Origin of the sequence: Thauera sp. WH-1, from assembly GCF_047806685.1 — a bacterium.
Classification (GTDB): Bacteria; Pseudomonadota; Gammaproteobacteria; order Burkholderiales; family Rhodocyclaceae; genus Thauera.
The window spans coordinates 60,807-86,268 of sequence record NZ_JBLQGP010000008.1 but is presented as its reverse complement, the minus strand read 5'-3'; the positions used below and the strand labels follow the sequence as shown (position 1 = coordinate 86,268).

Here is a 25,462-nt window from a genome sequence, read left to right as displayed (position 1 = left end):
GTCCCCCGTCGCCCTCTGCATCGAGACACCCTGAGCGATTTCCGCCTCGCCCCCTCTCCGAGCGCTCCGGTGCGCGGGGCGAGCGCTGTCAGTCCCAGCGCGACGCGTCCTCGTCGCGCTCGAAGCCGATCGTGCGGCCGTCGGCGAGCAACTCGCGAATGCGCCACGGCACGCCCTCGGCGTCCAGTTCGACCAGCCCGATGCCGCTCCCGTTGAGCAGGCGACGGCCCTGCGCCGCGCCCTCGTAGCGGCGCGGCGTGACGCGCATGTGGCGGCGGCGGGTGAACCAGTTGAGCGGCGAGCGTGGCGAGTACAGCCAGCGGTTCAGGCGGTCGAGCACGCCGAGCAGGCGCGGCGGAAACTCGTTGCGCACGCCGCTGCTGCAGATCTGCCAGATGTCCGGCCCGCGCACCCGGCCGCGCAGCTCGACGTCGTAGACGAAGGCGTAATGCACGTCGCCCGACAGCACGACGAAGTGCTGCGGCGTCTTGCGGTGGCGGAAGATGTTGAGGATGGCCTGCGCCGAGCCCGGGTGCGCCATCCAGTTTTCCGCGTCGACCATCAGCGGGTGGCCGAACCAGGTGAAGATGCGCTGGATGGCCTCGATCAGCTTGACGCCGAAGATCGGCGCCGGCGACACCAGCAGCACCGCGGGCAGGCCGCGCAGGGTGTGCTGCAGGTCGGTCAGCGACTCCCAGTCCATCAGGCCCGAGGGCTGGCGCGCGGCGCGCTCCGAGCGCCAGCGCTGGGTGCGGGTGTCGATGACGACCAGGGGCGGCGTCGTGGGCCAGGTGTAGTGCCAGGCTTCGAAGCGGCGCAGGTGCTCGATGCAGTCGTGGTGGGCCGGGTCGCCGGGGGCGTCGAGACTGGCCTGCAGGCGCGCGAGCGTGTCGTCGTCGAGCACTTCCGGCCGGTTGCCCCAGGCCTGGTTGATCGCATAGGCGAGCAGCGCGTTGCCGATGATGCGGTGCGAGAAGGGGTGGCCATAGGCGATCTCTTCCCATTCGCGGCTCAGGTTCCAGTCGTCGGTGATGTCGTGGTCGTCGAAGATCATCGCCACCGGGATGTGAGCCAGCACGCGGCGCACCGCCGGCAGGTCGGCGACGAAGGCCTCGATCGCCTGACCTTCCGTGGCGAAGCGCTCGGCGTCCTCGGCGCTCAGGCCGGGCGGTGGGTCGAGTTCGAGCCCGCGCCAGGGGGCGGGCGACCACACCAGCAGATACATCGCCAGCACTTCGGCGAGCGTGATCAGGTGGTTGTGGGCGCTGGCCGAGGTGAACACGGGCTTTTCCACGCCGCCAAAGAAGATCTCGATCAGGGCGTAGTTGCGCTTGTGCCGGGGCAGCAGCTTGTCGCGCCGGTAGTAGCCGTCGGCGTGGTGGTAGAGCTGCTCGGCATCGGTGACGCCGGCCTCGTCGATGCCCTCCAGCCGCTCGACCGGCAGGCCGAGGCGGTCGATCAGGCTGTGGATCGCGCGCAGCATCGGGCCGGCCACATCGTCGGCATAGATCTGGTCGCCGGTCATCACCAGCGCGGAGGGCCAGGCCGGCAGGCCATCGGCTTCCGGCGCCGGTTCGGCGTCGAGCGCGTTGCGGGCGACCAGTTCGGCGAGCAGGGCATCGGCGCGCAGCAGGCCGTCGCCGCCGTGATGATGCGGCTTGCGGCAGGAGCCGTGCAGCAGCGAAGCCACCTGCGGCGCGAACACGAAGCCGGGCGTCTCGCGGCCCGGATAGCACAGATCCGGGGCCCACTCGCTTGCCTCCACCCAGTGCGCGCTGGCGTCGTCGCGCGCCGCGAGCGCGAGCCGGTAGCCGATCCACTGCCCGGCGGGCAGGGGGCGGTCGAGGGCGAGGTCGAGCAGCAGGTAGTGCAGGTGGCGTCCGGCGCTCAGCACGCGGCAGGTGGCGCTGCCCGGCGCCGGCTCGAGCCGCAGCGGCGGCTCGCCGCCGATGTCGAGTTCGATACGCGCGCGCAGCGGATGGCTGCTTGCGAGCCAGATCACGATGCGCTGCGCCTCCACGCGGCGCAGCATGGGGCCGGCGAGCACCAGCGGGCGATCGCCATTGGCGAGTTTCGATGGATCGGACATGGGGGCAGGTGCGGGCGCGGCAGACTTCATGCCGCGTTTATATCAGGGCACAGCCTGTCTGCGGCAGCGTGGCGGCCGCGGCGCGGAGCACGGATGCGGCTAGACCTCGATCAGGCCGCTGCGGATCGCGATCAGCGCCAGCTCGGCGGCGTTGGACACGTCGAGCTTCTGCTTGATGTGATACAGGTGGGTGCCGACGGTGCTCGGGCTGAGCTTGTGGCTCTCGGCGATCTCGGCCACGCTGCGGCCCTGGGCGAGTTGCAGGAAGACCGCGAACTCCTTTTCGGTGAGCGCAGCCACCGGGTCCTGCGCGCCGGAGAACTGCGCCAGCGCCAGCGCCGGGGCGATCTCGGGGTCGATGTAGCGCTGGCCGCGGGCCACGGTGGCGACCGCACGCAGCAACTCCTGCGGCTGGGCTCGCTTCGACAGGTAGCCGGTGGCGCCGGCGCGCAGCGCGCGCGCGGGGATCTGCGCGTCGTCGTGGGCCGACAGCATCAGCACGCGCGCCTCGGGATGACGGGCGAGCAGGCGCTCGAGTGCACCAAGCCCACCGATGCCGGGCATCGACACATCCATCATCAGCAGCTCGGGACGCGTCTCGGCGAAGGCGACGACGGCTTTCTCGCCACTGTCGGCCTCGCCGACCACCTCGGCACCGGCGCCCTCGAGCAGCAGGCGAAAGCCCATGCGCACGGCGGCATGGTCGTCGGCAAGCAGGATGCGAAGGCCTTGCAGGGACTGCACGCTCATCCTTGTCCGGAGTGTCCAGGGTGTTCTGACGGTTCGCAAACGGTCGGCCGCGGCAGGCGGGCGCGCACGCTGAGCCCGCCCTGCGGCGGGCGGCTGAGCTCGAACTGCCCGTGCAGTTCGGCGACGCGTTCGCGCATGCCGATGAGGCCGAAGCGATCGGGGGCGGGATTCTCGCCCAGGCCGCAGCCGTTGTCGATGATCTCGACCTCGATCTCGCCGCCGCGCAGCGCGAGGCGGACCTCGACCCGCGTCGCATGGGCGTGGCGCACCACGTTGGTCAGGCTCTCCTGCACCATGCGCAGGATGGTGAGGCCGAGGGTGTCGGAAACCGACTCGTCGAGCGGTTCGATCAGGCAGCGGATGTCGATGTCGCCATGGTGCCTCGCCCACAGCTCGCAGTAGCTGTGGATGGCCTCTTCGAGGCGCAGGCGCTCGCTCGCGGTGTCGGTGCGCAGGCGCTGCAGGATGGTGCGCACGCCTTCCTGCATCTGGCTGGTCATGGCGAGGATGGCCTGCGCACTGCCATTGAGCCCGGGCTGGTCGGTGCTGCGCTGGATGATGGCACCGGCGATGGCGCGCACCGCGGTGATGCCCTGGCCCAGTTCGTCGTGCAGTTCGCGCGCGATCGCGCGGCGTTCCAGCTCAAGTCGCTGCTGTACGGCATGGGCGAGGGCCTGGTCCTGCTCGAGGCGGGCGTTCTCGGCCAGGCTCTGGTCGAGGCTGTCGGCCAGGCGGTTGTAGCTGTGCGCGAGCAGCGCCAGCTCCCGCGTGGAATATTCCGGCAGGCGCAGGTCGAACTGGCCGCTTGCCCCGCGCTCGAGCGCGGAATGGATGTCGGCGACCGGGGCGAGGGCGCGATCGATGGCAAAGCGGGTGGCGAGCCAGATCACCAGCAGCAGCGCCAGCGCCCAGCCGAGCGCGGCGCTCAGGTTGTCCCAGGCGTCGAGCACCGCGCGCGAGGTATCCGGCGTCAACACGATGCGGAGGTCGCCGGCGGCGAGATTGCGCGGCGCCAGCTCGGGCGCGACCCAGCGGTCGAACAGGGATGGGGCAAAGCGCCCGGCCTTGTAGGGCGAGGCCGGCGACACGTAGAGGCGCACGCCGTCGGCGTCGAAGACCTCGAGACTGTTGGCGCGGATGCGGCCGACCGCGGCGAGGTGGTTCATCAGGCGCTCGCGCGCCTCGGGGCCATCGGCCAGCGTCTCGGGGATCAGCACGTTCAGCCATTGCTCGGCGACGCGGGTGGCGGCCTCGACTTCCTCGTGGATGGCGTTGCGCGTCTCGCGCATCCACACGAGGGCGCTGATAGCCATCATCACCGCGATCAGTGCAGTGAGCACGAGGCTGAGCCTGCCGTGCAGGCTGGGGGGATGGGCGCTCGGTTCAGTCATCGTGCTGCCTCCTCCTGAGGCTGGCCTGCGCCGAATAGTCGCGACCGCGGCGATCGCGCAGCGTGAAGGGCTGGCGCAGGCCGAGCGCGGCATAGCCGACGATGCCGCACCACTGGGTGGCGAAGCAGCTCGGCGCCGCCTCGAGCGCGGCCTGCGGGCCGGTCGCGAGCAGTTCGTGGGCGACGCGATTGGCGGCAAGCAGGCCGCCGTTGGCATCGAACAGGGTGAGCGCCTCGAGCGGGCTGCCGAGCACTGCCGGGTAGCGATGGAAGCGCAGCAGCAGGAAGCCCTGCGGGTCGGATTCGATCAGGCGGTGCTCGATGATCCGCGCTGCCGTCTGCACCAGCGCATTGGCGTGGGTGAGCCATTCGAGGCGCGCGACATCGGCATCGATGAAGCCGAGCAGGCCGCCGTCCGGGGGCAGGATCGGCACCGCGATGCCGATGCCGCGCCCCCCTGCCGCGACCGGCACCGACTGGCGCAGCGCGGCGCGACGCGGTGCGGCGCTGCTGGCGCCGATGGCACGCAGGATGCCGCCCTGACTGTCGGCCAGGATGACCGTCACCGAGGGGCTGTCGAGCTGGCGGTGGAGGTCCTCCATGGCAGGCGCTGCCAGGGCGACGAGACGGGCGTGCGCGGCTGATGTACGAGTCCGCCCATACCGGTCAGGCGCGAGCGCTTCCGCTGCCGACGAGGGCAGGGGCAAGCGCGCAGAGTCTGTGTCGGAGAGTGGCATCATTTCCCGCTGAGGGCCGAGCAAATGGGTCGGGGTCCTTCATGCACGATCCATGCCGGAAGGGTGCAGCCACGTGCAGACGCCCTCCCTTGTGGCAGCGCAGAGCGCAGGCCGGCGTGCGGCGCCTCAGATGCTTCGGGATTGAGCAACAGGTGTTCCCATTTGGAACATTCGCGGCCTGGCGGCGGCCTGATGTGTGACGCTAGGGTCCGTGGACCGGTGCCGAACCGGGCGATCGGCCAGGTTGGCATGAAATCTGCAGCAGATCACCGGAGTTGTTGCTTCACAACGTTCAGTGGTGTCGAGTCCGACGCCGCACGCCGCGAGGCGCACCGGAGATCGCCCCTATGCCCGCCCTGTTCACACGACTGCTTTGCCTGCTCATGTCTTTCGGCGTGTTGGCAACGGCTGCGCAGGCGGCCGAGCGCCCGGTCGTGCGCGTCGGCATCCTGCAGTTCGGCACCGTGAGCTGGGAGCTGGAGGTGATGCAGCGCCAGGGCTTGCTCGAGCGCGAAGGCGTGGAGATCCGCATCGTTCCGCTCGCGCTCAAGGATGCGGCCAATGTCGCGATCCAGGGCGGTGAGGTCGATGTCATCGCCAACGACTGGATCTGGGTGTCGCGCATGCGCAGCGAGGGGCGCGACTACGTGTTCGCGCCTTATTCCCAGGCGGTGGGCGGGGTCAGCGTGCGCCCCGACGCCGGCATCGCGAGCTTTGCCGACCTCAAGGGCAAGCGCCTCGGCATCGCCGGCGGCGCGCTCGACAAGAGCTGGCTGCTGCTGCGCGCCTATGCGCGGCGCACCGTGGGCGAGGACGCGGCCACCTTCGTGCGCCCCCAGTTCGCCGCGCCGCCGCTGCTCAACGAACTCGTCATGCGCGGTGAGCTGCCCGCGGCGATGAATTTCTGGCACTACACGGCGCGCCTGACGGCGGCAGGCATGCAGGAGCTGATCAGCATGCCGCAGATCCTCGCCGGGCTCGGCATCGAGGACGAGCTGCCGCTGGTGGGCTGGGTGTTCCGCGAGCGCTGGGCGCAGGCCAGCCCGCAGGCGGTCGAGGGCTTTCTGCGCGCCTCGGCCGCGGCCAAGCAGCTGATGCTGGGGTCCGACGCCGTGTGGGAGGAACTCCGCCCGCTGATGCGTGCCGAGGACGAGGCGACCTTCGTCGCGCTGCGAGAGGGCTTTCGCGCAGGCATCCCGCGCGTGAGTGACGACGAGGCCGAGCGGGTCGCCGGCCAGGTGTTCGCCATCCTCGCCGCCGAAGGCGGGCAGGCGCTGGTCGGCAGCGCGAGCACGCTGGCGCCCGGCACGTTCTGGAAACGGAGCCCGGATCGGTGACGGGCCGGCGTCTGGGCACCGTCGAGCGTCCGCCCTTCATGCCGCCCGCCGCGCGCAGCCAGGCTCACGGGCAACAGGCGCGTGCCGCGAGCGGGCGTGACCGCTGGCTGCGGGCCGCGTCGCTGCTCGTGTTCGTGCTGATCTGGCAGCTTGGCGCCTGGCTTGCGGACAACCACACCTTGCCCACGCCGGCAGCCGTGCTGGCGCGCATCTGGGACGAGGTCGCGTCCATGGCACTGCCGGGCCACCTCGCCATCACCTTGTGGCGGGTCGTGATCGCCTTTGCCGCCGCGATGCTGATCGGTGCCCTGGTCGGCATGGCGATGGGGCGCTGGCGCCAGTGCGACGCCTTCTTCGATGCCTGGCTGGTGCTGGGGCTCAACATCCCGGCGCTGGTCACCATCATCCTGTGCTACGTCTGGTTCGGCCTCAACGACTGGGCGGCGATCCTGGCGGTGGCGATCAACAAGATCCCGACCGTGATCGTCACCGTGCGCGAGGGCGCGCGCGCGGTGGATCCAAAACTGCTCGATGTCGCCCGCGCCTACCGCCTGTCGCGGCGCACCACCTTCCTGCGCGTGTATCTGCCGCAACTCGTGCCCTACCTGATGGCGGCGGCGCGCTCGGGGCTGTCACTGATCTGGAAGATCGTGCTGGTGGTGGAGCTGCTCGGGCGCAGCGAGGGCGTCGGCTTCCAGCTCAACGTCTTCTTCCAGTTCTTCGACATCACCGGCATCCTCGCCTACACGCTGGCCTTCGCGGCCGTCGTGCTGATGGTCGAGGCCTGGCTGCTGCGCCCGCTCGAGCGCCGGCTGACTGGGTGGAGAGGCTGAGGCGATGCTCGACATCCGCATCGACCGCAAGCGCTACCCCGACCGCGGCGGGCGGCCGCATCTTGCGCTGTCGGGGCTGCAGCTCAGGGTGCAGCCGGGCGAGTTCGTGTGCGTGGTCGGCCCCTCGGGCTGCGGCAAGAGCACGCTGCTCAACATCGTCGGCGGCCTAGACCGCGACATGGAGGGCCGGGTCGAACTCGATGGCGCCTTCCCCGAGGATGTCGGCTTCATGTTCCAGGAGCCGCGCCTGATGCCCTGGCTGAGCGTGCTCGACAATGTGCTGCTGGTGGCGCGCGAGGCCGGCGACGCCGGGCCGGGCGCCGGCCGGAGCAAGCCGGGCACGCGCGCGCGGGCGGTCGAGCTGCTGCGGGCGATGGAGCTGGGCGACGTGCTCGACGCCTATCCGGGCCGGCTGTCGGGCGGCATGATGCGGCGGGTGGCGCTGGCACGTGCCTTTGTCAACGAGCCCCAGCTGCTGCTGATGGACGAGCCCTTCGTGTCGCTCGACACGCCGACCGCGAACCGCCTGCGCGAGATGCTGGTCGAGCAGTGGCAGCGTTGCGGCGCGAGCGTGCTCTTCGTCACCCACGACCTGCGCGAGGCGCTGGCGCTGGCCGACCGCGTGTGCTTCCTGTCGGCGGCGCCGGCGCGTGTCGTGCTCGAGCTCGAGGTCGAGCTGGCGCGGCCACGCCAGCCGGCGACGGCCGAGGTGGGCCGCCTCCATGAACGCCTGATGGCACAGTACCCCGACCTGCTCGGCGGGCTGGCGCTGGCCACAGGCCCGACCGGCAACGAGGACGGGAACGGGGAGGACCGGGGACATGACTGAAAATGCACGCGAGGTGCTGCTGTCGGTGCAGGGCGTGCGCAAGTCCTATGGCACGCGGCCGGCCTTGAAGGGCGTGGACCTGCAGGTGTGCGCCGGCGAGTTCGTCGCCCTGCTCGGACCCAACGGCGCGGGCAAGAGCACGCTGTTCCAGTTGCTCACCGGCCTGTTCAACGCCGATGGCGGCCAGGTGCAGGTCTGCGGCCACGACATGCGGGTGGCGCCGGTGCGTGCGCTCGGGCGCATCGGCGTGGTGTTCCAGCAGATGACGCTGGACATGGACCTGAGCGTCGACGCCAACCTCCTCTTTCACGCCCGCCTGCACGGCTTGGGCCCCAAGCTGGCCGCGGCGCGCATCGACGACGCACTCGGCCGCCTGGGCCTCACCGAGCGCCGCCGCGACCGCGTGCGCGAGCTCTCCGGCGGCAACCGGCGCAAGGTGGAGCTGGCGCGTGCGCTGATCCACCGCCCCTCGGTGCTGCTGATGGACGAGGCCACGGTCGGCCTGGACCCGGCCTCGCGCCGCCACCTGCTCGACGAGGTGCTGGCCTTGCGGGACACGGGGGTGGGCGTGCTGTGGGCCTCGCACCTGGTCGATGAGGCCGAAGCGGCCGACCGCGTGCTGGTGCTGCATCGCGGCGAGCTGCTCGCCGCGGGCACGCCGGCGGCGTTGGTCCAGGCCTCGGGCTGCGCGAGCCTGGCCCAGGCCTTCCTGAACATGACCGGGGCGGGGGCAGGGGTGCCCGAGCCGGCCTGATTTTTTTGCGGGGGTTTTCCCCGCGCTTTCGAGGCAGTACCCGAGTCGCAACGGGCTCGGCAATCCAAGACCAATGAGGAGACGACGACGATGAACCGACTGAAGACCCTGGGCTGCGCGGTGGCCACCTCGCTGATGCTCGCCTTGCCGGCGGGTGCTGCCCTGGCCAAGGACACCGGCTACATCTTCATCAGCAGCGAGAACGACAACGCGGTCACCGTGCTCGACGGCAAGACCTTCCAGGTGGTCAAGGCCATCCCCACCGGCGAGCGCCCGCGCGACATGAAGCTGACCGCCGATCGCGAGCAGATCTTCGTCATCGCCAGCAACAGCGAGCGGGTGGACGTGATCGACATCGCCAAGCTCGAGGTGGTGCGCAGCATCGACGTCGGCGAGGACCCGGAGATGTTCGACTTCAGCAAGGACGGCAGCAAGATCTACGTCTCCAATGAGGATGACGCCCTCGTGTCGGTGGTCGACGTGGCCAAGAACGAGATCCTCGCCACCATCGAGGTCGGCGAGGAGCCCGAGGGCATCCTGGTCAGCAAGGATGGCAGCCGCCTGTACGTGACCTCGGAAGTGGCCAACATGGTCCACGTGATCGACACCGCGACCAACGAGATCCTCGCCAACGTGGTGGTCGGTAACCGCCCGCGCCGCTTCGCCGACACCCCTGACGGCAGTGAGGTGTGGGTCACCAACGAGCTCGGCGCCTCGGTGACCATCCTCGATGCCAAGAGCAATACCATCAAGGAGACCGTCAGCTTCGCGCCGCAGGGCTTCCGCAGCGAGGAGGTGACCCCGGTCGGCATCACCATGACCGGCGATGGCAAGACCGCCTACGTCACGCTGGGCCGCGCCAACCACTTCGCCGTGGTCGATGTCGCCAGCCGCCAGATCAAGGACTACGTGCTGGTCGGCAGCCGCGCCTGGGGCGCCACGTTGAGCCGCGACGAATCGATGCTGATCATCGTCAACGGCCTGTCGGACGACATCTCCATCGTCGACACCAAGACCAACAAGGTGCTGCGCTCGGTGCCGGTGGGTCGCGTGCCGCACACCGCGGTGATCGACGACTGATCGGCGGGTCCGGGGCGCGCGGTGCCTGTGGGCCCCGCGCCCGATCTGTCTTCCTTTCTGTCTGAGTATCCGCCGGCGACGGCCGTGGCGCTTGCGCCCGGCCTCGCGTCCGGCGGAGCGCTGGAGATTCGATGATGTTTGCGCGAGCTTCGTTACGCACCGTTGTCACCTTTGCCCTGCTGGCCTGGACCCTGCTCGCCGCCAATGCGGCGATGGCGGCCGAGGTGATCCGCTTCGGCTATCTGGAACTCGACAAGGATGCGCGTTACGACGACAAGAAGGCCTTCTTCCGCACCCTGTCACGTCCGCTGGGGCCGCCTTTCGCCGGCGCCGAGGTGGCGATGCGGGAGGTGCGCTTCGTCGGCCAGGCGCTCGGGGTCAGCTTCGAGCTCGCGCGCGCCAAGGGTGCCGACGCCGCGGCCCTGCTCGCCGAACTCGACAAGCTCCATGGCGAGGGCGTGCGCTTCTTCCTGATCGATGCGCCGGGCCCGGTGGTGGCCGAGCTGGCGGCGAAGACGCGCGGCCGCGAGCTGCTGCTGTTCAACGTGTCGGCGCCGGACGACGCGCTGCGCCAGGCCCAGTGCCAGGCCCACCTCTACCACACCCTGCCCAACCATGGCATGCAGACCGACGCGCTGGCACAGTTCCTGGTGTTCAAGAAGTGGCGCAACGTGCTGCTGCTGCAGGGGCCGCGAGACGAGGACAAGCTCATCGGCGCTGCCTTCGAGAATTCAGCGCGCAGGCTCGGCCTGAAGATCGTGGACAAGAAGGACTTCGTGCTCAGCAACGATCCGCGTCAGCGCGAACAGGGCAACGTCGGCCTGCTTACCGCAGGCGGCGACTACGATGTGGTCTTCGTCGCCGACAGCGATGGCGAGTTCGCCCGTACCGTGCCCTACGATACCGTGCGCCCGCGCCCGGTGATCGGCGCCGAGGGCCTGGTCGCCGAGGCCTGGCACTGGGCCTGGCCGCGCCACGGCGCGCCGCAGCTCACCGGCCGCTTCGACCGCCAGGCCAAGCGCCACATGGGCAGCGCCGACTGGGCGGCGTGGATCGCGGTGAAGGCGGTGGTCGAGGCCGTGGTGCGCACCGAGAACGCGCCCTTCGACAAGCTGGTCGCCTATCTCGGCAGCGAGGAGATCACCATTGACGGCTTCAAGGGCAACCGACTCAACTTCCGCGACTGGGACCGCCAGCTGCGCCAGCCGATGCTGATCGCCACCCACAACGCGGTGGTCGAGCGCGCGCCGATCCAGGGCTTCCTGCACCAGAGCAACAACATGGACACGCTCGGTTTCGACCGCCGCGACAGCCAGTGCAAGCCCTGAGCAGGCTCTGATGTGCTGCGAACGACGAGGTGATGGATGAGCATTGAACCGGGCGGGAGCATGATGGATGCGGGATACGCCAGGCGCGGGGAGGGCGGTGCATGAGGCTCGCCCACGCCCTGCTCGCGCTGCAGGCGGTCACCAGCCGCGAGATCGCCAAGTTCGTTCGCCAGGGCGGGCGGCTGGCGTCCGCCCTGGTGCGCCCGCTGCTGTGGCTGGTGGTGTTCGCCGCCGGCTTCCAGAACGTGTTCGGCGTCTCCATCATTCCGCCCTACGACACCTACATCCCCTACCAGACCTACATCGTGCCCGGGCTGCTGGGCATGGTGCTGCTGTTCAACGGCATGCAGTCCTCGCTGGCGATGGTCTACGACCGCGAGATGGGGGTGATGCGCCTGCTGCTGACCGCGCCGCTGCCGCGCTGGTACCTGCTGTTCTGCAAGCTGCTTGCCGGCACCCTGCTGTCGGTGCTGCAGGCCTATGTGTTCCTGCTGATCGCCGCCCTGTTCGACGTCGATGTGCCGCTCGACGGCTGGCTGTTCGCGCTGCCGGTGCTGGTGCTGTCGGGGATGATGCTGGGCGCGCTCGGCCTGTTGCTGTCGGTGCATGTGCGCCAGCTCGAAAACTTCGCCGGCACGATGAATTTCGTCATCTTCCCGATGTTCTTCATCTCGCCCGCGCTCTATCCGCTGTGGAAGCTCGAGGAGTCGGGGGCGCGGGTGATCCACTTCCTCGCCACCTGGAACCCCTTCACCCATGCCGTCGAGGCGACCCGCTTCGCGCTCCATGGCCAGGTGTCGGTACCCTCGCTCGCCATCGTCGCCGGCTGCCTGGTGGCCTTCTTCCTGCTCGCGGCCTGGGGCTACGATCCGCAGCGCGGCATGCTCAGGCGGACCGGCAAGCCGGGTTGAGCCCGCGGGCTCGCGTCCCGCGAATGTGTTGCACCCACCCATGACGAACCCTCACCTGGAGACACCATGAGACTCACCCGCAGAAGCGTCCTGACCCTCGCCTTGTGCAGCGTTTTCGCCGGCAGTGCCTGGGCCCACGGCCCGAGCCGGCAGAAGGTGGAGCTGAGCATCGACATCGCCGCGCCGGCCGACAAGGTGTGGGCGCGGGTGGCCAACTTCCACGACATGTCCTGGCTTCCGCTGGTGGCGCGCACCGAAGGCGAGGGCGGCAACGAGGTGGGCGCCAACCGCCTGCTGGTGCTCAAGGCCGAGGGCGAGCCGACGATCGCCGAGCAACTCACCCGCTACAGCGCCGAGCGCATGAGCTACTCGTACAAGATCACCCAGGTGGACGTGAAGGTGCTCCCAGTGACGAACTACACCTCTCACCTCACGGTGAGCGCCGACGGCGACGGCAAGTCCCGGGTGGAGTGGCGCGGTGCCTTCTATCGCGGCTTCCCCAACAACGACCCCCCGCCCGAGCTCAATGACGCCGCCGCCATCGCCGCAGTCACCGGCGTCTATCGGGCGGGGCTCGAGGCCTTGAAGGCCGAGTTGGAGGCGCGCTAGTTGCATTCGGCCCCGCGCCGCATGAGCCTGGCCTGGCTGCTCGCGGGCGGGCTCGCTTGCGGGCCCGCCGGTGCCGATTCTGGTGCCGACGCCGGAGGCACGGTCGAGCGTGCCTTCGTCACCAATCAGTCGGCCGAGACCGTGTCGGTGGTGGCGCTGCCGGACATGAGGGTGATCGCCACCCTGCCGGTGACCGGCAAGCCCGCCGGGGTGGCAGTGACCAGCGACGGCCGGCGCGCTTTCGTGAGCAGCCCGGAAGGCGCCTTCGTCACCGTGCTCGATACCGATCCGCCTGCCGTGCGCGGGCGCATCGCACTCGAGGGCGGCCCGCTCGGCATCGCCGTCCATCCGTCGGGTGCGCCGCTGTATGTGGCCGACTGGTATGCGCAGCGCGTGTTCGTGGTGGACCCGGCAAGCGGCCAGCGCCTGGCCGAACTCCCGACTGGCCTCTCACCCTCCGGGCTTGCGGTGTCGCCGGACGGTGCCCTGCTGGCCTCGGCCGACCGTGACAGCAACCAGGTATCCATATTCCGGACCGCGGATCATGTCCGCGTGGCCGTCGTGCCGACCGGCGAGCGCCCTTTCGGCCTCGGCTTCAGCCCCGATGGCGCCTTCCTGCTCAGTACCGATGTGGGCTCCGATGCGGTCACGGTGATCGAGACCGCGGGCTGGACGGTCGCGGCGACGGTGATGGTAGGCGAACGTCCCTATGCGGTGGCCTTCGCCGGCGGCCAGGCCTTCGTCACCAACCAGTACGCGGGCACGGTGTCGGTGATCGATGTGGCGCGCTGGCAGGTGGTGGCCGAGGTGAGTACCGGGGAGTATCCCGAAGGCATCGCCGCGGCGGCCGACGGGCGCAGCGTGTATGTGGCGAACTGGTTCGACAACAGCCTGTCCCGAATCGATGTCGATTCGCTGACGGTGGTGGGCGAGGCGCGCACCGGGGACGGTCCGCGCGCCTTCGGCGCCTTCATTGCGCGGGTGGCGCGGTGAGCGGGCGCGTTTGCGGGCAGCGGCGCCCGTTCGCCAGCGGACGTGCGGGCTGCCGCTCAGTCGTCGAGCAGGGCGCGCTCGCGCGCGAGGTAGAGCTGCTGGACGTTGCGTCCATGCACGGGCTGGTAGCGCGCCCAGCCGTGATACGCGGGCAGGTCGGCAGCCTCGATGGCGGTCGACAAGGCGGCATCGGTGGCGAACAGTTCGCCCACGCGGGCGTCGACATCGAGCAGGTATTGCCGCAACTGCGCCAGTTCCTGCGCACCGCCGGGCGCGCCGTAGCCGGGCACGATCACGTCGCCGGCAGCGGACAAGGCCTCGAGTCGCGCGAGGGCGGCGCGCCAGCCCTCGAGGCGGCCATCGCGCAGCTCGGGCACACGGTCGAAGCTGGCAAGGGCGCCGGCGAACACGACGCCGCTGCGCACATCGCGCACGATCAGGTCGCCCGGCGAGCTGCCCCAGCCGGGATGGATCAATTGCAGCCTGCGGCCGCCGGACTCGATCACGCTGTCGCCGTCGATCAGCCGCTCCGGCACGATGACGCGCGTGCCTGCCATCTCCGCCTCGCCGAGCAGCGCGCGCAGATTGTCGAGGCAGGTGTCGCAGCGTGCGCCGATCAGTTCGGCGCTGGCACGGTGCGTCAGCAGCGGGATGCCGCGCTCGGCGAAGGCGGCGGCGCCCATCACGAACTCCTGCAGCGGCTGGGTGAGGATCACCAGCACCACCGGCTTGCCGCCTATCTGCTCGGCGGCCTGCAGCAGGGCGTGCCCGTGGCGCCGCGAAGCCCCGCTGTTGATCATCACCGTGCCGCGCTCACCGACGACGAAGCCGATGTTGCCGACCTCGCCACGGTTGGCCGGGGCGGCCTCGGCGCTGTCGCCCAGGAAGACATACACCCCCTCGCCAAGTACCCGCGCCTGGCCGGCAGAAACCGGCGGCAGCAGGACGAAGCTGGTCGCGAGCACGCACAGCAGGGCCTGCAACCAGCCCCGACAGCGACGCGAACCTGAATCGCGCCAGACACCCCGGCAAGACATCACCCCAGCCCCCACAGGAGAAGACCACCATGATCGATACGATACGCCGGCTGCGGCAGCTCGTCGCCGGCACGCTGTTGTGCGCGGCGAGCGCCATCGTGCTTGCCGCTCCGCCCTCGCTGGCGATGGTCGGCTTCGAGCTGCTCGAGGACCATCCCGACGGCAGTCGAAACGCCGACCAGCAGGCGAGGCTGAAGATGATCGACGCCGAGTTCCGCAAGCTGGTGGCCGAGCGCGAGCTCTATCGGTCCGTCGATCTCGCGCCGCACCAGGCGCTGGTGGATCGGGTGCGCAACAGCACCGAATTCCTGTTCCGCTGCACGCATTGCAAGGCCGAACTGGCCGCCGGCATCGGCAGCGATTATGTCGCCGTGGGCTGGGTGCAGAAGGTCAGCAACCTGATCCTCAACGTCAATATCGAGATCATCGAGGTGGCGACGAACCGCGTCGCCCTCGTCAAGTCGGTCGATCTGCGCGGCAACAATGACGAGAGCTGGCTGCGCGGCGTGCGCTTCATGGTGCGCGACATGGCCGAGAAGCGCGCGCTCAACCCCCGCTACGGCCTGTGAGCGCCGCCGCGGCGCCGCAGTCCAGGCCGCCTGCGGTGGCCGGCGCCGCTACTTGGGCGCCACCGTGAGCACGGTCTCGAACTTGAGGTCGTTGGTGTCGATGACTTCGGCCTTGAGTTCGCCTTCGCCGCGGGGCAGGAAGTAGAAGCGGAAGTTCGGGTTCTCGCTGATCGAAAAGTCCACGTCGGCGCTGAGCACCGGCTCGCCGGCATAGCTCACCTGGACGCGGCGCACGAAGTAGGCCGGCGTATACAGCCGGGTGAGCTGGTCCATGGCGAGGCCGGAGTTGTTCGGGTGGCTGATCATCAACTGCGCCAGCGCCGGCTTGCCGGCCTCGATGTCGCCGTCGACACGGAAGCGCATCTTGCCCAGGCTCGCCATCGCCGCCGCCATGTCCTTGCCCGGCGGCGCCGAGCAGCCGCCCGAGGCCTTGACGAAGCGGGTCGCCATGAAGAGCTCGCCGTCGTTCATCTGCGCGATTGCGCGCACATGGGTGTAGGCATCGACCCGCACCCGGGTCTCGATGTCGGCGCGACCGCTGGCGGGCGTGAAGTGGAACACCGCGCCGACGGGCGAGGGGTTGTTGTCGATGACGAGGTAGACCTTCTCGATGTAGCGCTCGGTGCTTTGCTCCACATGGGTGCGAATCGACACCGGCACGATCGCTGCATCCTGGGCGCGATCCGGCGCCTCGATGCTGAGGATCGCCTCGGCCGGGCTGGTGATGCTGCGGTCCTGGAACAGCGCGCTGCGCACCTGTTGCCAGCTGGTGCTGGCTTCGGGATCGTCGGCGTTGGGCTGCTGGGCCAGGCTGGCGCCCGACGCGCCGAGCGCGAGCGCGGCGGCGAGCAGCAGGGATCCGAGCGTGTTCATGCGTCCTCCCGGGCCGATCGGCCCTAGTCTTCCCATTCCAGTTCGGCATAGGCCGCGGTCAGGTTGCGGCGATGGAATTCGTCCACCAGCAGCCAGTCGTCGACACCGGTGCCCGCCAGCGCCTCGACCGCCGCGGCGATCGGCGTGCCGGCGTCGATGGCTGCGCGCACGCCGTCGCGCACGCCGAGCAGGTAGCGGCGCTGCACGGCCATCTCCGCCTTCCAGTCCGCGCTCGGGGCGCCATGCCCGGGTACGGCGAGGCGCAGGTCGAGTTGCTCGAGCGCGTCCATCACCTCAAGCCAGCCAAGGAGGCGGCCGTCGATCACCGGCAGGTGGCCTGCGAACAGCAGGTCGCCGAGGAAGATCAGGCCGTGCTCGACAACCTGAATGCTGAGGTCGTTGTCGGTGTGCGCAGTGGGCCAGGCGCGCAACGTGAGGCGCACGCCGCCCAGATCGAGCTCGTGGCGGTCGTCGACGAGCAGGTCGGGAAAGATCACCCCCTCTGCCGTCAGTTCCACACCGAGTTCGCGCTGCAAGGCATCACGATAGAAGGGGGCCCGCGCCGACAGCGATGCCGGTAGCCGGGCATGGCCGACGAAGCGCGGTCGCGGCTCGAGGGCGGCGAAAGCCTGGTTGCCGAGGAGGTGGTCCGGGTGCACATGGGTGCTGATCACGTAGCACACCGGCACGGGCGTCACCTGGCGCACGGCAGCCAGCAGCGCTGCGCCCAGCTGCGGGCTGCCACCGCTGTCGATGACGGCGACGCATCGGCTGCCGACGACGAAGCCGAGGTTGGCGACATCGCCCGCATTCGCCTGCGACCACAGCTGTTGCTGGCCCTGATGCACGAAGACACCTGGCGCAATCTCCGCCATGGACAGGGTGTCGGCCGCGCCCGCAGCCTTTACTGCGCCCAGCAGCAAGGCCGTCAGCAACACGAGGCGCCGGCAGGCAAAGGGGGGCAGGCAGGGTTTCACGGCCCGATCCAGTGCATCACGGCCGCAGGGCGTGGTTCAGCGGCTGGCAGCCGAGGTGTTGATGAAGCAACCCTCCTTGGCCTTTGCCTGCAACTCATTGTACTTGCGCACCTCGCCGCGCCAGTGCTTGCCGCGGTAGTAGCCGCCACGCTCGCCGCCGATGGTGTTGGCCAGCGCGGCGGTGTGCATTGTGCGGTAGTCCTCGAAGCTGATCTCGCGGGCGATCGCATCGAGCGCGCAAGAGCACTTGCTCGACATCTCGAAGTAGGGCCCCGGGTGCTCGCGCATGCATTCGAACACGTAGTCCACGCGCTCGTTGGTGGGGAAGTCGTTGGCCATCGCCGGCAGGCTCAGCGCAGCGGCGAGGCCGAAGGCAAGGCCGTAGAGGGGACGGACGAGGGGACGCATGGAGCTGCTCATGATGTTCTCCTGGGGGTCAGCGGCCCTGCGCGGCCAGTTCGAGCGGGGTGGCTCCGGCGAGGAACATCTCCTCGACCATCAGCGGCTCGGCACCGGCCTCGGGGCTCTTCATGTGGGTCGCAATGCCGAACACGCCGCCGGGTACGGCGTCGGACAGCCAGAACACGTAGTCCTTGTCCGCGTACTGGCTGAAGCGCTCACGGTTGGGGTCGTCGTCGTAGGGCGAGATCATCACCTGCCGCACCGGGATGGACTTGCCCTGGTACTCCGCACGGCGCTCCTCGACCTTGGCGCCGTTGTAGATCGCCATGCGGATGCGCTTGCGGAAGTGGTTGGCCTGGCCCTTGGTCAGCCGGTTCATCTCGCGCACGTCGTGCTCGAGAAAGTACAGGATGACCGGGTTGGCGCGGGCGCCCTCGACCTCGGGCAGGGTCGTGCTGCGGTCCGCGCTGAGGAAGTCGGCCTCGGCATCGCAGCAGGTGCCGGCGTCGGTCGGCGACAGCTTGAGCGCCACCTTGTCCTCGAAGCCATCCTCCAGCGTGCCATGTTTGCGGAAGCGGTACTCCAGTGTCTGCGGCGGGCTGATGGCGGACAGGTGCTCGGTCATGAAGATGATGCGTTCGGCCGGCGAATAGTCCTGCGCATCGGGCGCCGCCTGCGCGAGCGCGCCGGCGGCATGGGTCAGCGACGCGAGGGTGAGGGCGGCAAGCAGGGACAGGGAGCGGGGTGTGCGCATGGGTCTCACATCTGGGGACTGCGGATGTGTCAGGGCGGCTGGCGGAGGCTGGCCGGCGTTGGCGACGGGCATCAGCGCGCAGTGGGGGCGCTCATGCCGCGCCCCGCGGCGACGACGTCATTTCGAGACGATGCGCTGTTCCTCGTCGACCAGTGGCACGTGATACGACTTCAGGATCTCCTGGATCTCTGCCTGGTGGGTATCGAGGAAGGTCTCGATCTGCTGCTGCCATTCGGGTTCGCCGCGCCGGATGCCCATGCCGAAGGCGAAATCGAACTGGATTCCGGGTTCGGACTTCATCGGCACCACGTGCATCGGCGGCTGGATCTGTTTCGCGTAGTAGCCGGCGACCGGGCCCCACACCATGGCGACGTCGATCTTGCCGGACACGAGGTCCTTGTCGATGATGTCGCCCACATAGTGGTCCATGGCGACATTGATGGTCTGATAGGGCACGCCCTGATCGACCAGGTTGTGGCGATCCATCCACTTCGACACCGGCGACTTGTCGTACAGGCCGATCTTGAGCTTGGACAGGCGTTCCGGCCCGAGCGCAAGGAAGTCTTCGACGCTCTTGACCTCGTCCAGCCCCTTGCCGGCGGGGAAGATCATCGCGTAGGTCGAGCGGTAGTAAGGCTTGGTGACGGCGACCTGGTCGAAGCCGACCGGCAGGCCCATGATCACGTCGCAGGGGTAGTCTTCGCCCGGCAACTTGTAGCGCAGCGTGTTGCGGATGAAGACGAAGCGCTGCGGATAGTTGAAGTAGGTGACCGGCACGCCGAGGTGCTTGCCGAAGAGCTCCGCGATGCGGTTCTCGAAGCCCTGCTCCTTGTCATTGGAGAAGGGTAGGTTGTTTGGATCCTGGCACACGCGCAGGGCATCGCGGCCGTTTGCCTTCCCTTGCTCGGCAAGCGCCGCAGGCGCGGTCGCCATGAGCAATGCGGCCGAGAGGGCGCCCGCGAGGCGGGTGGCGAGTACCCGGGGGCGAAGGTGTCGCGCTTGGGGCTCAGTCATCGGGGCTCCTGTGGCCATCATTCGATGCCAGTGACGCGCGCGCGCGTGATCGCACCGTCCGAGCGCCCCTTGAGGTAGGCGTAGAGCTTTTCGATGTTGTCCATCACGCGCGGATCGCTGCCGAAACTCTGCATGCCCTTTTCCAGGCGGCCGTCGCGCACGACGGCGACGAACTCTTCCTTGGTCAGGGTCTTCATGCTCTCGATCAGCGAGGGGCCGACCATGCCTTCCTGGTTCGCGCCATGACAGCGGTCACAGGCGGCTGCCCGCCAGGTGCGGAAACCCTGCAGCGTGTCGGCGTCGACCTTGTAGCCGTCGACGACCGTGTACAGCGGCTTGTCGGACTCGCTGGTCTTGGTCGCCGCCTGGGCATCCTGGGCCTGCGTTGCGCTGCCGAAGCAGAGCAGTGCGAATGCAATGGCGAACTGCCTGTTCCTCATGAGGGACTCCTCCTCCGTGCGGGCCCGGGAGGGCCCGCTGGTCTCAATGTGCGTCTCGGGACGCAACTGTGTGTGTGTTCCTTTGAGTACCCGCGCCGGATTCGGTTCGATCTTGCCGGCGCGGGCGTCTTCAGACGATCAACGGTTGGGAAGCGCGAAGATCGTCAGCGAGCCACCCAGCTGGGTGTAGTTCTGCAGGTCGCGGTAGCCGCCCACCGCACCCAGGCCGTCCGTGTCCTGCTCGAGGCCCGCCGCCATGCCGATGCCGGCCCAGCCGCCGATGCCCGAGAACACGCCCAGGTACTGCTTGCCCTTGTGCAGGTAGGTGAACACGTTGCCGATGATGCCCGACGGGGTCTTGAAGCTGTAGAGCTCCTTGTTGATGTCGTTGGCATCGACGCACTTGAGGTAGCCTTCCAGCGTGCCGAAGCAGGAGATGCCGCCCGCGGTGTTGAGCGCGCCGCTCCAGACCGAGAACTTCTCGGGCTTGGACTGCACGATCTTGCCTTCACCCGCGTCCCAGGCGATGAAGTTGCCCATGCCGCCATGGCTGTTGGGCGTCGGGTACATCGACAGGGTGGCGCCGACATAGGGCTGGCCGGCGACGTACTCGACCTCGAAGGGCTCGTAGTCCATGCACACGTGGTTGGTGGGCACGTAGAACAGGCCGGTCTTGGGGTCGAAGGACGCAGGCTGCTGGTCCTTGGTACCGAGGGCTGCCGGGCAGATGCCCTTCACATTCACGTCCGGGCCATGGTCCGGGTTGGTGAATTTGGAGGTCGAGTACTGGGCGACGACCTGCGGACGACCGGTCTTCATGTCGATATGCGAGGCCCAGTTCACCGTCGGGTCGTACTTCTCGGCGACGAGCAGCGCGCCGTTGGTGCGATCCATGGTGTAGGCGAAGCCGTTGCGGTCGAAGTGCACCAGCGCCTTGGTGTCCTTGCCCTTGACCTTGATGTCGGCAAGGATCATTTCATTGACGCCGTCGTAGTCCCACTCGTCGTGCGGCGTCATCTGGTAGACCCACTTGGCGACGCCGGTGTCGAGGTCGCGGGCGAAGATGGTCATCGTCCACTTGTTGTCGCCCGGGCGCTGCGAGGGGTTCCAGGTCGACGGGTTGCCGGTGCCGTAGTACACCAGGTTCAGTTCGGGATCCCAGCTGAACCAGCCCCAGGTGGTGCCGCCGCCGATCTTCCACTGGTCGCCTTGCCAGGTCTTGAGCGAGGAGTCAGGGCCGACCGGCTTCAGCTCGCCGTCGGTCCAGGTCATGGTCTTTTCCGGGTCGACCAGCATCTCGTTGTCGGGGCCGACGCTGTAGCCCTTCCAGACCTGCTTGCCGGTGTTGATGTCGTAGGCGGCGAGGAAGCCGCGCACGCCCCATTCGCCGCCCGAGATGCCGGTGATGACCTTGTCGCCGAACACGTGCGGGGCCTGGGTATTGACCGCGCCGAGCTTGGGATCGCCGTTCACCACACTCCACAGCACCTTGCCGTCCTTGGCGTCGAGCGCGACCAGGGTGCTGTCGGCCTGCTGCAGGAAGATCTTGCCTTCGGCGTAGGCGAGGCCGCGATAGACGGTGTCGCAGCACATCTGCGCGATCACCGAGGGATCCTGGCGCGGCTCGTAGCGCCAGACGATCTTCTGCGTGTCGAGGTCGAGCGCGAAGACCTTGTTCGGGAAAGGCGTGTGGATGTACATCATGCCGTCGATGACGAGCGGCGAGCCTTCGTGGCCGCGCAGCACGCCGGTGGAGAAGGTCCACGCGACCTGCATGTTGCCGACGTTGTCCTTGTTGATCTGGTCGAGCTTGCTGTAACGCTGGTTGTAGAAGTCGCCGGCCTGCGCTGCCCAGTTGCCCGGGTCGTCCATCTTGCTCTTCAGGTCGGCGTTGGCGAATGCGAGCCCGGGCAGGGCCAGCAGTACGGCGGCCAGGAGTTGCGTGTTGCGACGGGCGGGTTTCCCGATCTGTTTCATTGTCGTCTCCTCACTTTTCAACACTGCGTTGTTTTGCCACACGAACCAACTTCCACCTCGCCGCGGCACACGAGGAATGCTGCTGCAAGCCCCCCGCGACCGGCCGGGGACGCGACTGCCCTGAAACTGCGCTATTCAATGCAAAGGCTGTGCCAGGGCCGGTTTCGCGAACAGCGTCGACGGCTGGCGCGGTCGTGCCCCGATCCACATCGATGTTTGTGGCCGATGCGGGCGATCGTGGGCGGCAGACCGCGCCTGTACCGGGTCGCCGCGCCCGGACGGGTCAGCCGGCGCGCTGCAACGCTGCTTAAATCTGGGGCAGGTGCTACTTTTTGGGACATGGGGCAGGGCCACTCGAGGCCCTCTGCGCGGGCAGCGCGCGGCGCCGGGTGAAGTGGCAGAATGCGGCGATGCACCTCGCGCCTCCCTCCATCGCTCTCGTCGCCCGCTCGGCGCGCAGCCTCGTCGAGTGCGCGCGGCAGAGCGGGTACGCGGCGATTGCGCTTGACGTGTTTGGCGACCTGGACACCCGCGCAGCCGCGATCGAGCATGTGGCGATCGGCGACGGCGGCTTGCGCATCGCCCCTCAACGGTTGCTCGCCGCGCTCGGCGGCCTGCGGGCGCAGGGCGATGTCATGGGATGGGTTGCCGGCAGCGGTTTCGAGGCCCAGCTCGAGCTCCTCGAGGCCGCGGCCGGAGTGTTGCCTCTGATCGGCAACACTCCGGCGACGGTAGCCCGTGTGCGTACGCCAGGGAATTTTCTCGCGCTGCTGGCGCGGCTCGACATTGCGCACCCGCCGTCGCGGCTGAGCGCGCCTGCCGACCCGCGCGGCTGGCTGAGCAAAGATGCCCACGCCTGCGGCGGCTGGCACGTGCGCCGCCTGGAGGCCGCGAATCGCGGACCGGCGCGGCCGGGCAGGGGAGCTTACTTTCAGCGCGAGTTGCCTGGCGCGCCCATGTCCGCGCTGTTTCTGGCCGATGGGGAGGCGGCGCGGGTGGTCGGTGTCGCGCGCCAGATCGTGCGCCCGCTCGGGCGCCGCCCCTTCGTCTTTCGCGGCGGCGTCGGGCCGGTCGCGGTGGCGGAGGAGGTGGCCGCGCAGCTCGCGCACATCGCCGGCCGGCTCACCACCGCGCTCGCCCTGCGCGGGCTCAATGGCATCGACTTCATCGTGGATGCGGACGGCACGGTGCAGCTGCTCGAACTCAATCCGCGCCCGACGGCCGCGATCAACCTCTTCCACGACGCTTTCGAGGTGGGATTGCTGCGCGCCCACGTGCTTGCCTGCGAGGGCCGGCTGAGCCCGCTGCGGGCGCGCTGCGCCCCTGCCGTGCGCGGCTACGAGACGGTGTTTGCCCGCGCTGCCGGGCAGGTGAGTGCGGCACTGGTCCGCGCCTTGCTCGACAGCGGCTGGTGCGCCGACGTCCCTACCGCTGGGACGCGCCATGCGCGTGCTGGGCCGGTGTGTACGGTGTTCGCGCACGGGCCGTCGGTGGTGGAGGTCGAGGCGCGCCTGGTCGAGCGGCGGTGCGCGGTCCTGAATGCGCTGGCATCGGGGGGCGGCCTGGCGGAAAAGGAAGAACGACAGCATGACGAGCAATGAAGCCGTGGTTCGGCGCCGGCAACGCGGCGAGCTGCGGGCCGATGAAGGGCGGGCCGATGAAGGGCGGCTTGCAGGAGGGCGCCGCGCCGGGGGCGAGGCTGCCGCGGTGGACGCAGGATTTGCCCACGCGCGCGCCGCTTTCCTGTGGGCCTGCAGCATGGATGTGGCGGTACGCAAGCCGGGCAACGTGAGCGTGGCCTCGGCCGGACACGACATGAGTGCGCGACAGTTCCTGCACAGCGCCCGGGTGTCGGCCGGGCCTCTGTTCGATGCGCGTCTGTCACCGGGCGCGCGGTTGGAGGCTGCGGCCCGCGCCACCCGCGAGGCGGTCGGCTGCAACACCAATCTCGGCATCCTGCTGCTGTGCGCGCCACTCGCCTGTGCCGTGGAGCACCAGCCGGCCGCCGGCCCCGCCGCGCTGCGCGACGCGCTGCGTGCGGTGCTGCGCCGCCTCGACCGCAACGATGCGCGGGCCGCCTATCGCGCCATCGCGATTGCCAGCCCGGGCGGACTGGGGCGGGCCGAAGAACAGGATGTCGCCGCCGAGCCGAGCGTGGACCTGCGGGCGGCGATGGCGCTCGCGGCGCACCGCGACCTCATCGCACGCCAGTACGCCGAAGACTATGCGCAGATCTTCGGGCTGGGTCTGGACGCCTTCGCCGGGTCCGTGCACGCGCCGCTCGCGCAACGCGTGCAGGCGGTGTATCTGGCCTGGCTGGCGACCTGGCCGGACTCGCACATCGTGCGCAAATACGGCGAGGCGCAGGCGCGCGCCGTGTGTGCCGAGGCGCAGCCCTGGCGCGAGCGCCTTGCGCGCGAGCCGGCGGCCGCGGACGGGCAGGCCTTCGCTGACTGGGATGACTCGCTGAAGGCGCGCGGGCTCAATCCCGGCACCAGCGCCGATCTCACCGTGTGCACCCTCTTCGTCGGCGCGCTGCTCGCGCCCGACCTGCTCCATGCCGCGCCGCCGAACACGGCTGCGATCGATTGGAACGAAGCTTGCTAAATATGTTGGGATCGAATCGACGAGACGGCCTGCGAGCAGCGGGCGAGACCCCCACCATGAGCTTTCCTCGCCAATCTTCCGAGCACTCGAGTGACGCCGAGCGCTGCGTCAGCGTCGACTCGCCGGCGCGTCTTCACCTGGGGTTTCTCGACCCCAATGGCAGCCTGGGCCGGCGCTTCGCCAGCCTCGGGCTGGTGATCGATGGCTTCTCGACCCGGCTCGAACTGCGCCCCGATGTGCGCAACCGCATCGTCGTCGCCGACGGGGCCGCGCCCGACGCGGCGGCCCGGCTCGAGCGCTACCTCGCCACGCTGCAGCGCGAGACCGGCCTCGACGCCCCCTTGTGCGTGCGTCTGCTCGCTGCGCCGCCGGCGCATGCGGGCTTCGGCTCCGGCACCCAGCTCGCGCTCGCCATCGGGCGCGCCTTCAGCAGCTTCCATGGTCTCGAGATGCCGACCCGGCACCTCGCCGCGATCCTCGGCCGGGGCCGGCGCTCGGGCGTCGGCATCGCCGGCTTCGACCGTGGCGGGCTGCTGCTCGACGGCGGCCCGGGCGCGGACGGCAGTGCCGCGCCGCTGCTGTCGCGCATTACGTTCCCGGCCGAATGGGCGGTGGTGCTCGTGCTCGACGAGCGCATCGGCGGCCTGTGCGGCAGTGCCGAGCGGGTGGCGATGGATGCGCTGTCACCGTTTCCGCGGGCGCTGGCGGCCGATGTCTGCCACCAGGTGCTGATGCGGGTATTGCCGGGGGCAATCGAGCAGGCCTTCGAGCCCTTCGCCGAAGGCATTAGCACCATCCAGCGCCTGATCGGCGACTATTTCGCGCCCGCGCAGGGCGGTTCGATGTACACCAGCGCGGCGGTCGGCCGCACCCTGGAATGGCTGGGGCGGCGCGAGCCTGCGGGCATCGGCCAGAGCTCCTGGGGGCCGACCGGCTTCGCCTTGATGCGCTCGCGCGCGGCGGCCGAGGCCGCACTCGCGGCGGCGCGCGCAGCCGGCGCGGTCGACCCGGCGCTGCGCATCGTCATCACCACCGCCAACAATCGTGGCGCCCAGGTCGGCCTGGGCGCGGCTGCGCTGGCCCGCGTCTGAGGCCGGGGCGGCCGCAGCGGCGGGCCGGGTCGCAGCCCCGACCATCCCCACATCATTCACGACACGCTTTCGAGCGAGGAG

The 25,462-nt window shown here is 69.3% G+C and carries 25 protein-coding genes; 13 read left to right on the top strand and 12 right to left on the bottom strand.

The window, feature by feature from the left end; genetic code table 11:
• Positions 1-88 precede the first annotated feature (88 nt).
• The 4 genes from ACMV5O_RS10130 to ACMV5O_RS10115 form a co-directional block, all read right to left on the bottom strand.
• Positions 89-2,089, bottom strand: a complete 2,001-nt coding sequence (locus tag ACMV5O_RS10130) for an alkaline phosphatase D family protein (protein ID WP_416163343.1) — start codon at positions 2,087-2,089, stop codon at positions 89-91.
• Between the two features lie 99 nt (positions 2,090-2,188).
• The gene (locus ACMV5O_RS10125; protein ID WP_416163342.1) at positions 2,189-2,839 is read right to left on the bottom strand and encodes a response regulator; all 651 of its coding nucleotides are present in this window, start codon (positions 2,837-2,839) and stop codon (positions 2,189-2,191) included.
• Positions 2,836-4,230 carry an ATP-binding protein gene (locus ACMV5O_RS10120; protein ID WP_416163341.1) on the bottom strand — a complete coding sequence of 465 codons (1,395 nt, stop codon included), beginning with the start codon at positions 4,228-4,230 and terminating at the stop codon, positions 2,836-2,838. The genes ACMV5O_RS10125 and ACMV5O_RS10120 overlap by 4 nt, the downstream gene beginning before the upstream one ends.
• A complete protein-coding gene (locus ACMV5O_RS10115; RefSeq protein ID WP_416163340.1) occupies positions 4,223-4,831 on the bottom strand; it encodes a Fis family transcriptional regulator in 609 nt (202 codons plus the stop codon). The genes ACMV5O_RS10120 and ACMV5O_RS10115 overlap by 8 nt, the downstream gene beginning before the upstream one ends.
• A gap of 482 nt (positions 4,832-5,313) precedes the next feature.
• Between ACMV5O_RS10115 and ACMV5O_RS10110 the strand changes: the two genes are divergently transcribed.
• The 9 genes from ACMV5O_RS10110 (at position 5,314) to ACMV5O_RS10070 (ending at position 13,640) form a co-directional block, all read left to right on the top strand.
• Positions 5,314-6,303, top strand: coding sequence for an ABC transporter substrate-binding protein (locus ACMV5O_RS10110; protein WP_416163339.1), 990 nt, complete (start codon positions 5,314-5,316; stop codon positions 6,301-6,303).
• Positions 6,304-6,341: 38 nt separating this feature from the next.
• On the top strand, positions 6,342-7,136 hold the full coding sequence (locus ACMV5O_RS10105; protein WP_416163403.1) for an ABC transporter permease: 795 nt from the start codon (positions 6,342-6,344) through the stop codon (positions 7,134-7,136).
• Positions 7,137-7,140: 4 nt separating this feature from the next.
• On the top strand, positions 7,141-7,965 hold the full coding sequence (locus tag ACMV5O_RS10100) for an ABC transporter ATP-binding protein (protein WP_416163338.1): 825 nt from the start codon (positions 7,141-7,143) through the stop codon (positions 7,963-7,965).
• Positions 7,958-8,719, top strand: coding sequence for an ABC transporter ATP-binding protein (locus tag ACMV5O_RS10095; protein WP_416163337.1), 762 nt, complete (start codon positions 7,958-7,960; stop codon positions 8,717-8,719). The genes ACMV5O_RS10100 and ACMV5O_RS10095 overlap by 8 nt, the downstream gene beginning before the upstream one ends.
• Positions 8,720-8,809: 90 nt before the next feature.
• Positions 8,810-9,799, top strand: a complete 990-nt coding sequence (locus ACMV5O_RS10090; RefSeq protein ID WP_416163336.1) for a PQQ-dependent catabolism-associated beta-propeller protein — start codon at positions 8,810-8,812, stop codon at positions 9,797-9,799.
• Between the two features lie 131 nt (positions 9,800-9,930).
• Entirely contained in the window at positions 9,931-11,127 is a 1,197-nt protein-coding gene (locus ACMV5O_RS10085; protein WP_416163335.1) for an amino acid ABC transporter substrate-binding protein, read from the top strand.
• 101 nt (positions 11,128-11,228) lie between these two features.
• Positions 11,229-12,038, top strand: coding sequence for an ABC transporter permease (locus ACMV5O_RS10080; protein ID WP_416163334.1), 810 nt, complete (start codon positions 11,229-11,231; stop codon positions 12,036-12,038).
• Between the two features lie 66 nt (positions 12,039-12,104).
• On the top strand, positions 12,105-12,647 hold the full coding sequence (locus ACMV5O_RS10075; RefSeq protein WP_416163333.1) for an SRPBCC family protein: 543 nt from the start codon (positions 12,105-12,107) through the stop codon (positions 12,645-12,647).
• On the top strand, positions 12,648-13,640 hold the full coding sequence (locus ACMV5O_RS10070) for a beta-propeller fold lactonase family protein (protein WP_416163332.1): 993 nt from the start codon (positions 12,648-12,650) through the stop codon (positions 13,638-13,640). It abuts the gene before it with no gap.
• A 56-nt stretch (positions 13,641-13,696) separates the two neighbouring features.
• Here ACMV5O_RS10070 and ACMV5O_RS10065 read toward each other — a convergent pair whose 3' ends face one another.
• Positions 13,697-14,605 carry an MBL fold metallo-hydrolase gene (locus ACMV5O_RS10065; RefSeq protein ID WP_416163331.1) on the bottom strand — a complete coding sequence of 303 codons (909 nt, stop codon included), beginning with the start codon at positions 14,603-14,605 and terminating at the stop codon, positions 13,697-13,699.
• Positions 14,606-14,706: 101 nt separating this feature from the next.
• Here ACMV5O_RS10065 and ACMV5O_RS10060 point away from each other — a divergent pair, with 101 nt between their 5' ends.
• Entirely contained in the window at positions 14,707-15,246 is a 540-nt protein-coding gene (locus tag ACMV5O_RS10060) for a DUF3280 domain-containing protein (RefSeq protein ID WP_416163330.1), read from the top strand.
• Between the two features lie 48 nt (positions 15,247-15,294).
• Here ACMV5O_RS10060 and ACMV5O_RS10055 read toward each other — a convergent pair whose 3' ends face one another.
• The 7 genes from ACMV5O_RS10055 to ACMV5O_RS10025 all read right to left on the bottom strand — a co-directional run bounded on the left by ACMV5O_RS10055 (position 15,295) and on the right by ACMV5O_RS10025 (position 21,683).
• A complete protein-coding gene (locus tag ACMV5O_RS10055) occupies positions 15,295-16,119 on the bottom strand; it encodes a quinoprotein dehydrogenase-associated SoxYZ-like carrier (protein WP_416163329.1) in 825 nt (274 codons plus the stop codon).
• A 23-nt stretch (positions 16,120-16,142) separates the two neighbouring features.
• Positions 16,143-17,096, bottom strand: coding sequence for a quinoprotein relay system zinc metallohydrolase 2 (locus ACMV5O_RS10050; RefSeq protein WP_416163328.1), 954 nt, complete (start codon positions 17,094-17,096; stop codon positions 16,143-16,145).
• A gap of 36 nt (positions 17,097-17,132) precedes the next feature.
• Positions 17,133-17,516 (bottom strand): hypothetical protein, encoded by a 384-nt coding sequence (locus ACMV5O_RS10045; RefSeq protein WP_416163327.1) that lies wholly within the window; start codon positions 17,514-17,516, stop codon positions 17,133-17,135.
• Positions 17,517-17,532: 16 nt separating this feature from the next.
• Positions 17,533-18,252: a hypothetical protein gene (locus ACMV5O_RS10040; protein ID WP_416163326.1), complete on the bottom strand. Its 720-nt coding sequence runs from the start codon at positions 18,250-18,252 to the stop codon at positions 17,533-17,535.
• A 117-nt stretch (positions 18,253-18,369) separates the two neighbouring features.
• Positions 18,370-19,266, bottom strand: coding sequence for a quinoprotein dehydrogenase-associated putative ABC transporter substrate-binding protein (locus tag ACMV5O_RS10035; protein ID WP_416163325.1), 897 nt, complete (start codon positions 19,264-19,266; stop codon positions 18,370-18,372).
• A 17-nt stretch (positions 19,267-19,283) separates the two neighbouring features.
• On the bottom strand, positions 19,284-19,706 hold the full coding sequence (locus tag ACMV5O_RS10030) for a c-type cytochrome (RefSeq protein ID WP_416163324.1): 423 nt from the start codon (positions 19,704-19,706) through the stop codon (positions 19,284-19,286).
• Between the two features lie 138 nt (positions 19,707-19,844).
• The gene (locus tag ACMV5O_RS10025) at positions 19,845-21,683 is read right to left on the bottom strand and encodes a methanol/ethanol family PQQ-dependent dehydrogenase (protein WP_416163323.1); all 1,839 of its coding nucleotides are present in this window, start codon (positions 21,681-21,683) and stop codon (positions 19,845-19,847) included.
• Positions 21,684-22,093: 410 nt separating this feature from the next.
• Here ACMV5O_RS10025 and ACMV5O_RS10020 point away from each other — a divergent pair, with 410 nt between their 5' ends.
• From ACMV5O_RS10020 to ACMV5O_RS10010, 3 genes are read left to right on the top strand one after another with little or no spacing between them, the layout of a single operon-like run.
• Complete coding sequence (locus tag ACMV5O_RS10020; RefSeq protein WP_416163322.1) at positions 22,094-23,284, top strand: ATP-grasp domain-containing protein; 1,191 nt, start codon at positions 22,094-22,096, stop codon at positions 23,282-23,284.
• Complete coding sequence (locus tag ACMV5O_RS10015; RefSeq protein ID WP_416163321.1) at positions 23,271-24,290, top strand: triphosphoribosyl-dephospho-CoA synthase; 1,020 nt, start codon at positions 23,271-23,273, stop codon at positions 24,288-24,290. The genes ACMV5O_RS10020 and ACMV5O_RS10015 overlap by 14 nt, the downstream gene beginning before the upstream one ends.
• A 56-nt stretch (positions 24,291-24,346) precedes the next feature.
• Positions 24,347-25,381 (top strand): beta-ribofuranosylaminobenzene 5'-phosphate synthase family protein, encoded by a 1,035-nt coding sequence (locus ACMV5O_RS10010; RefSeq protein WP_416163320.1) that lies wholly within the window; start codon positions 24,347-24,349, stop codon positions 25,379-25,381.
• Positions 25,382-25,462 lie beyond the last annotated feature (81 nt).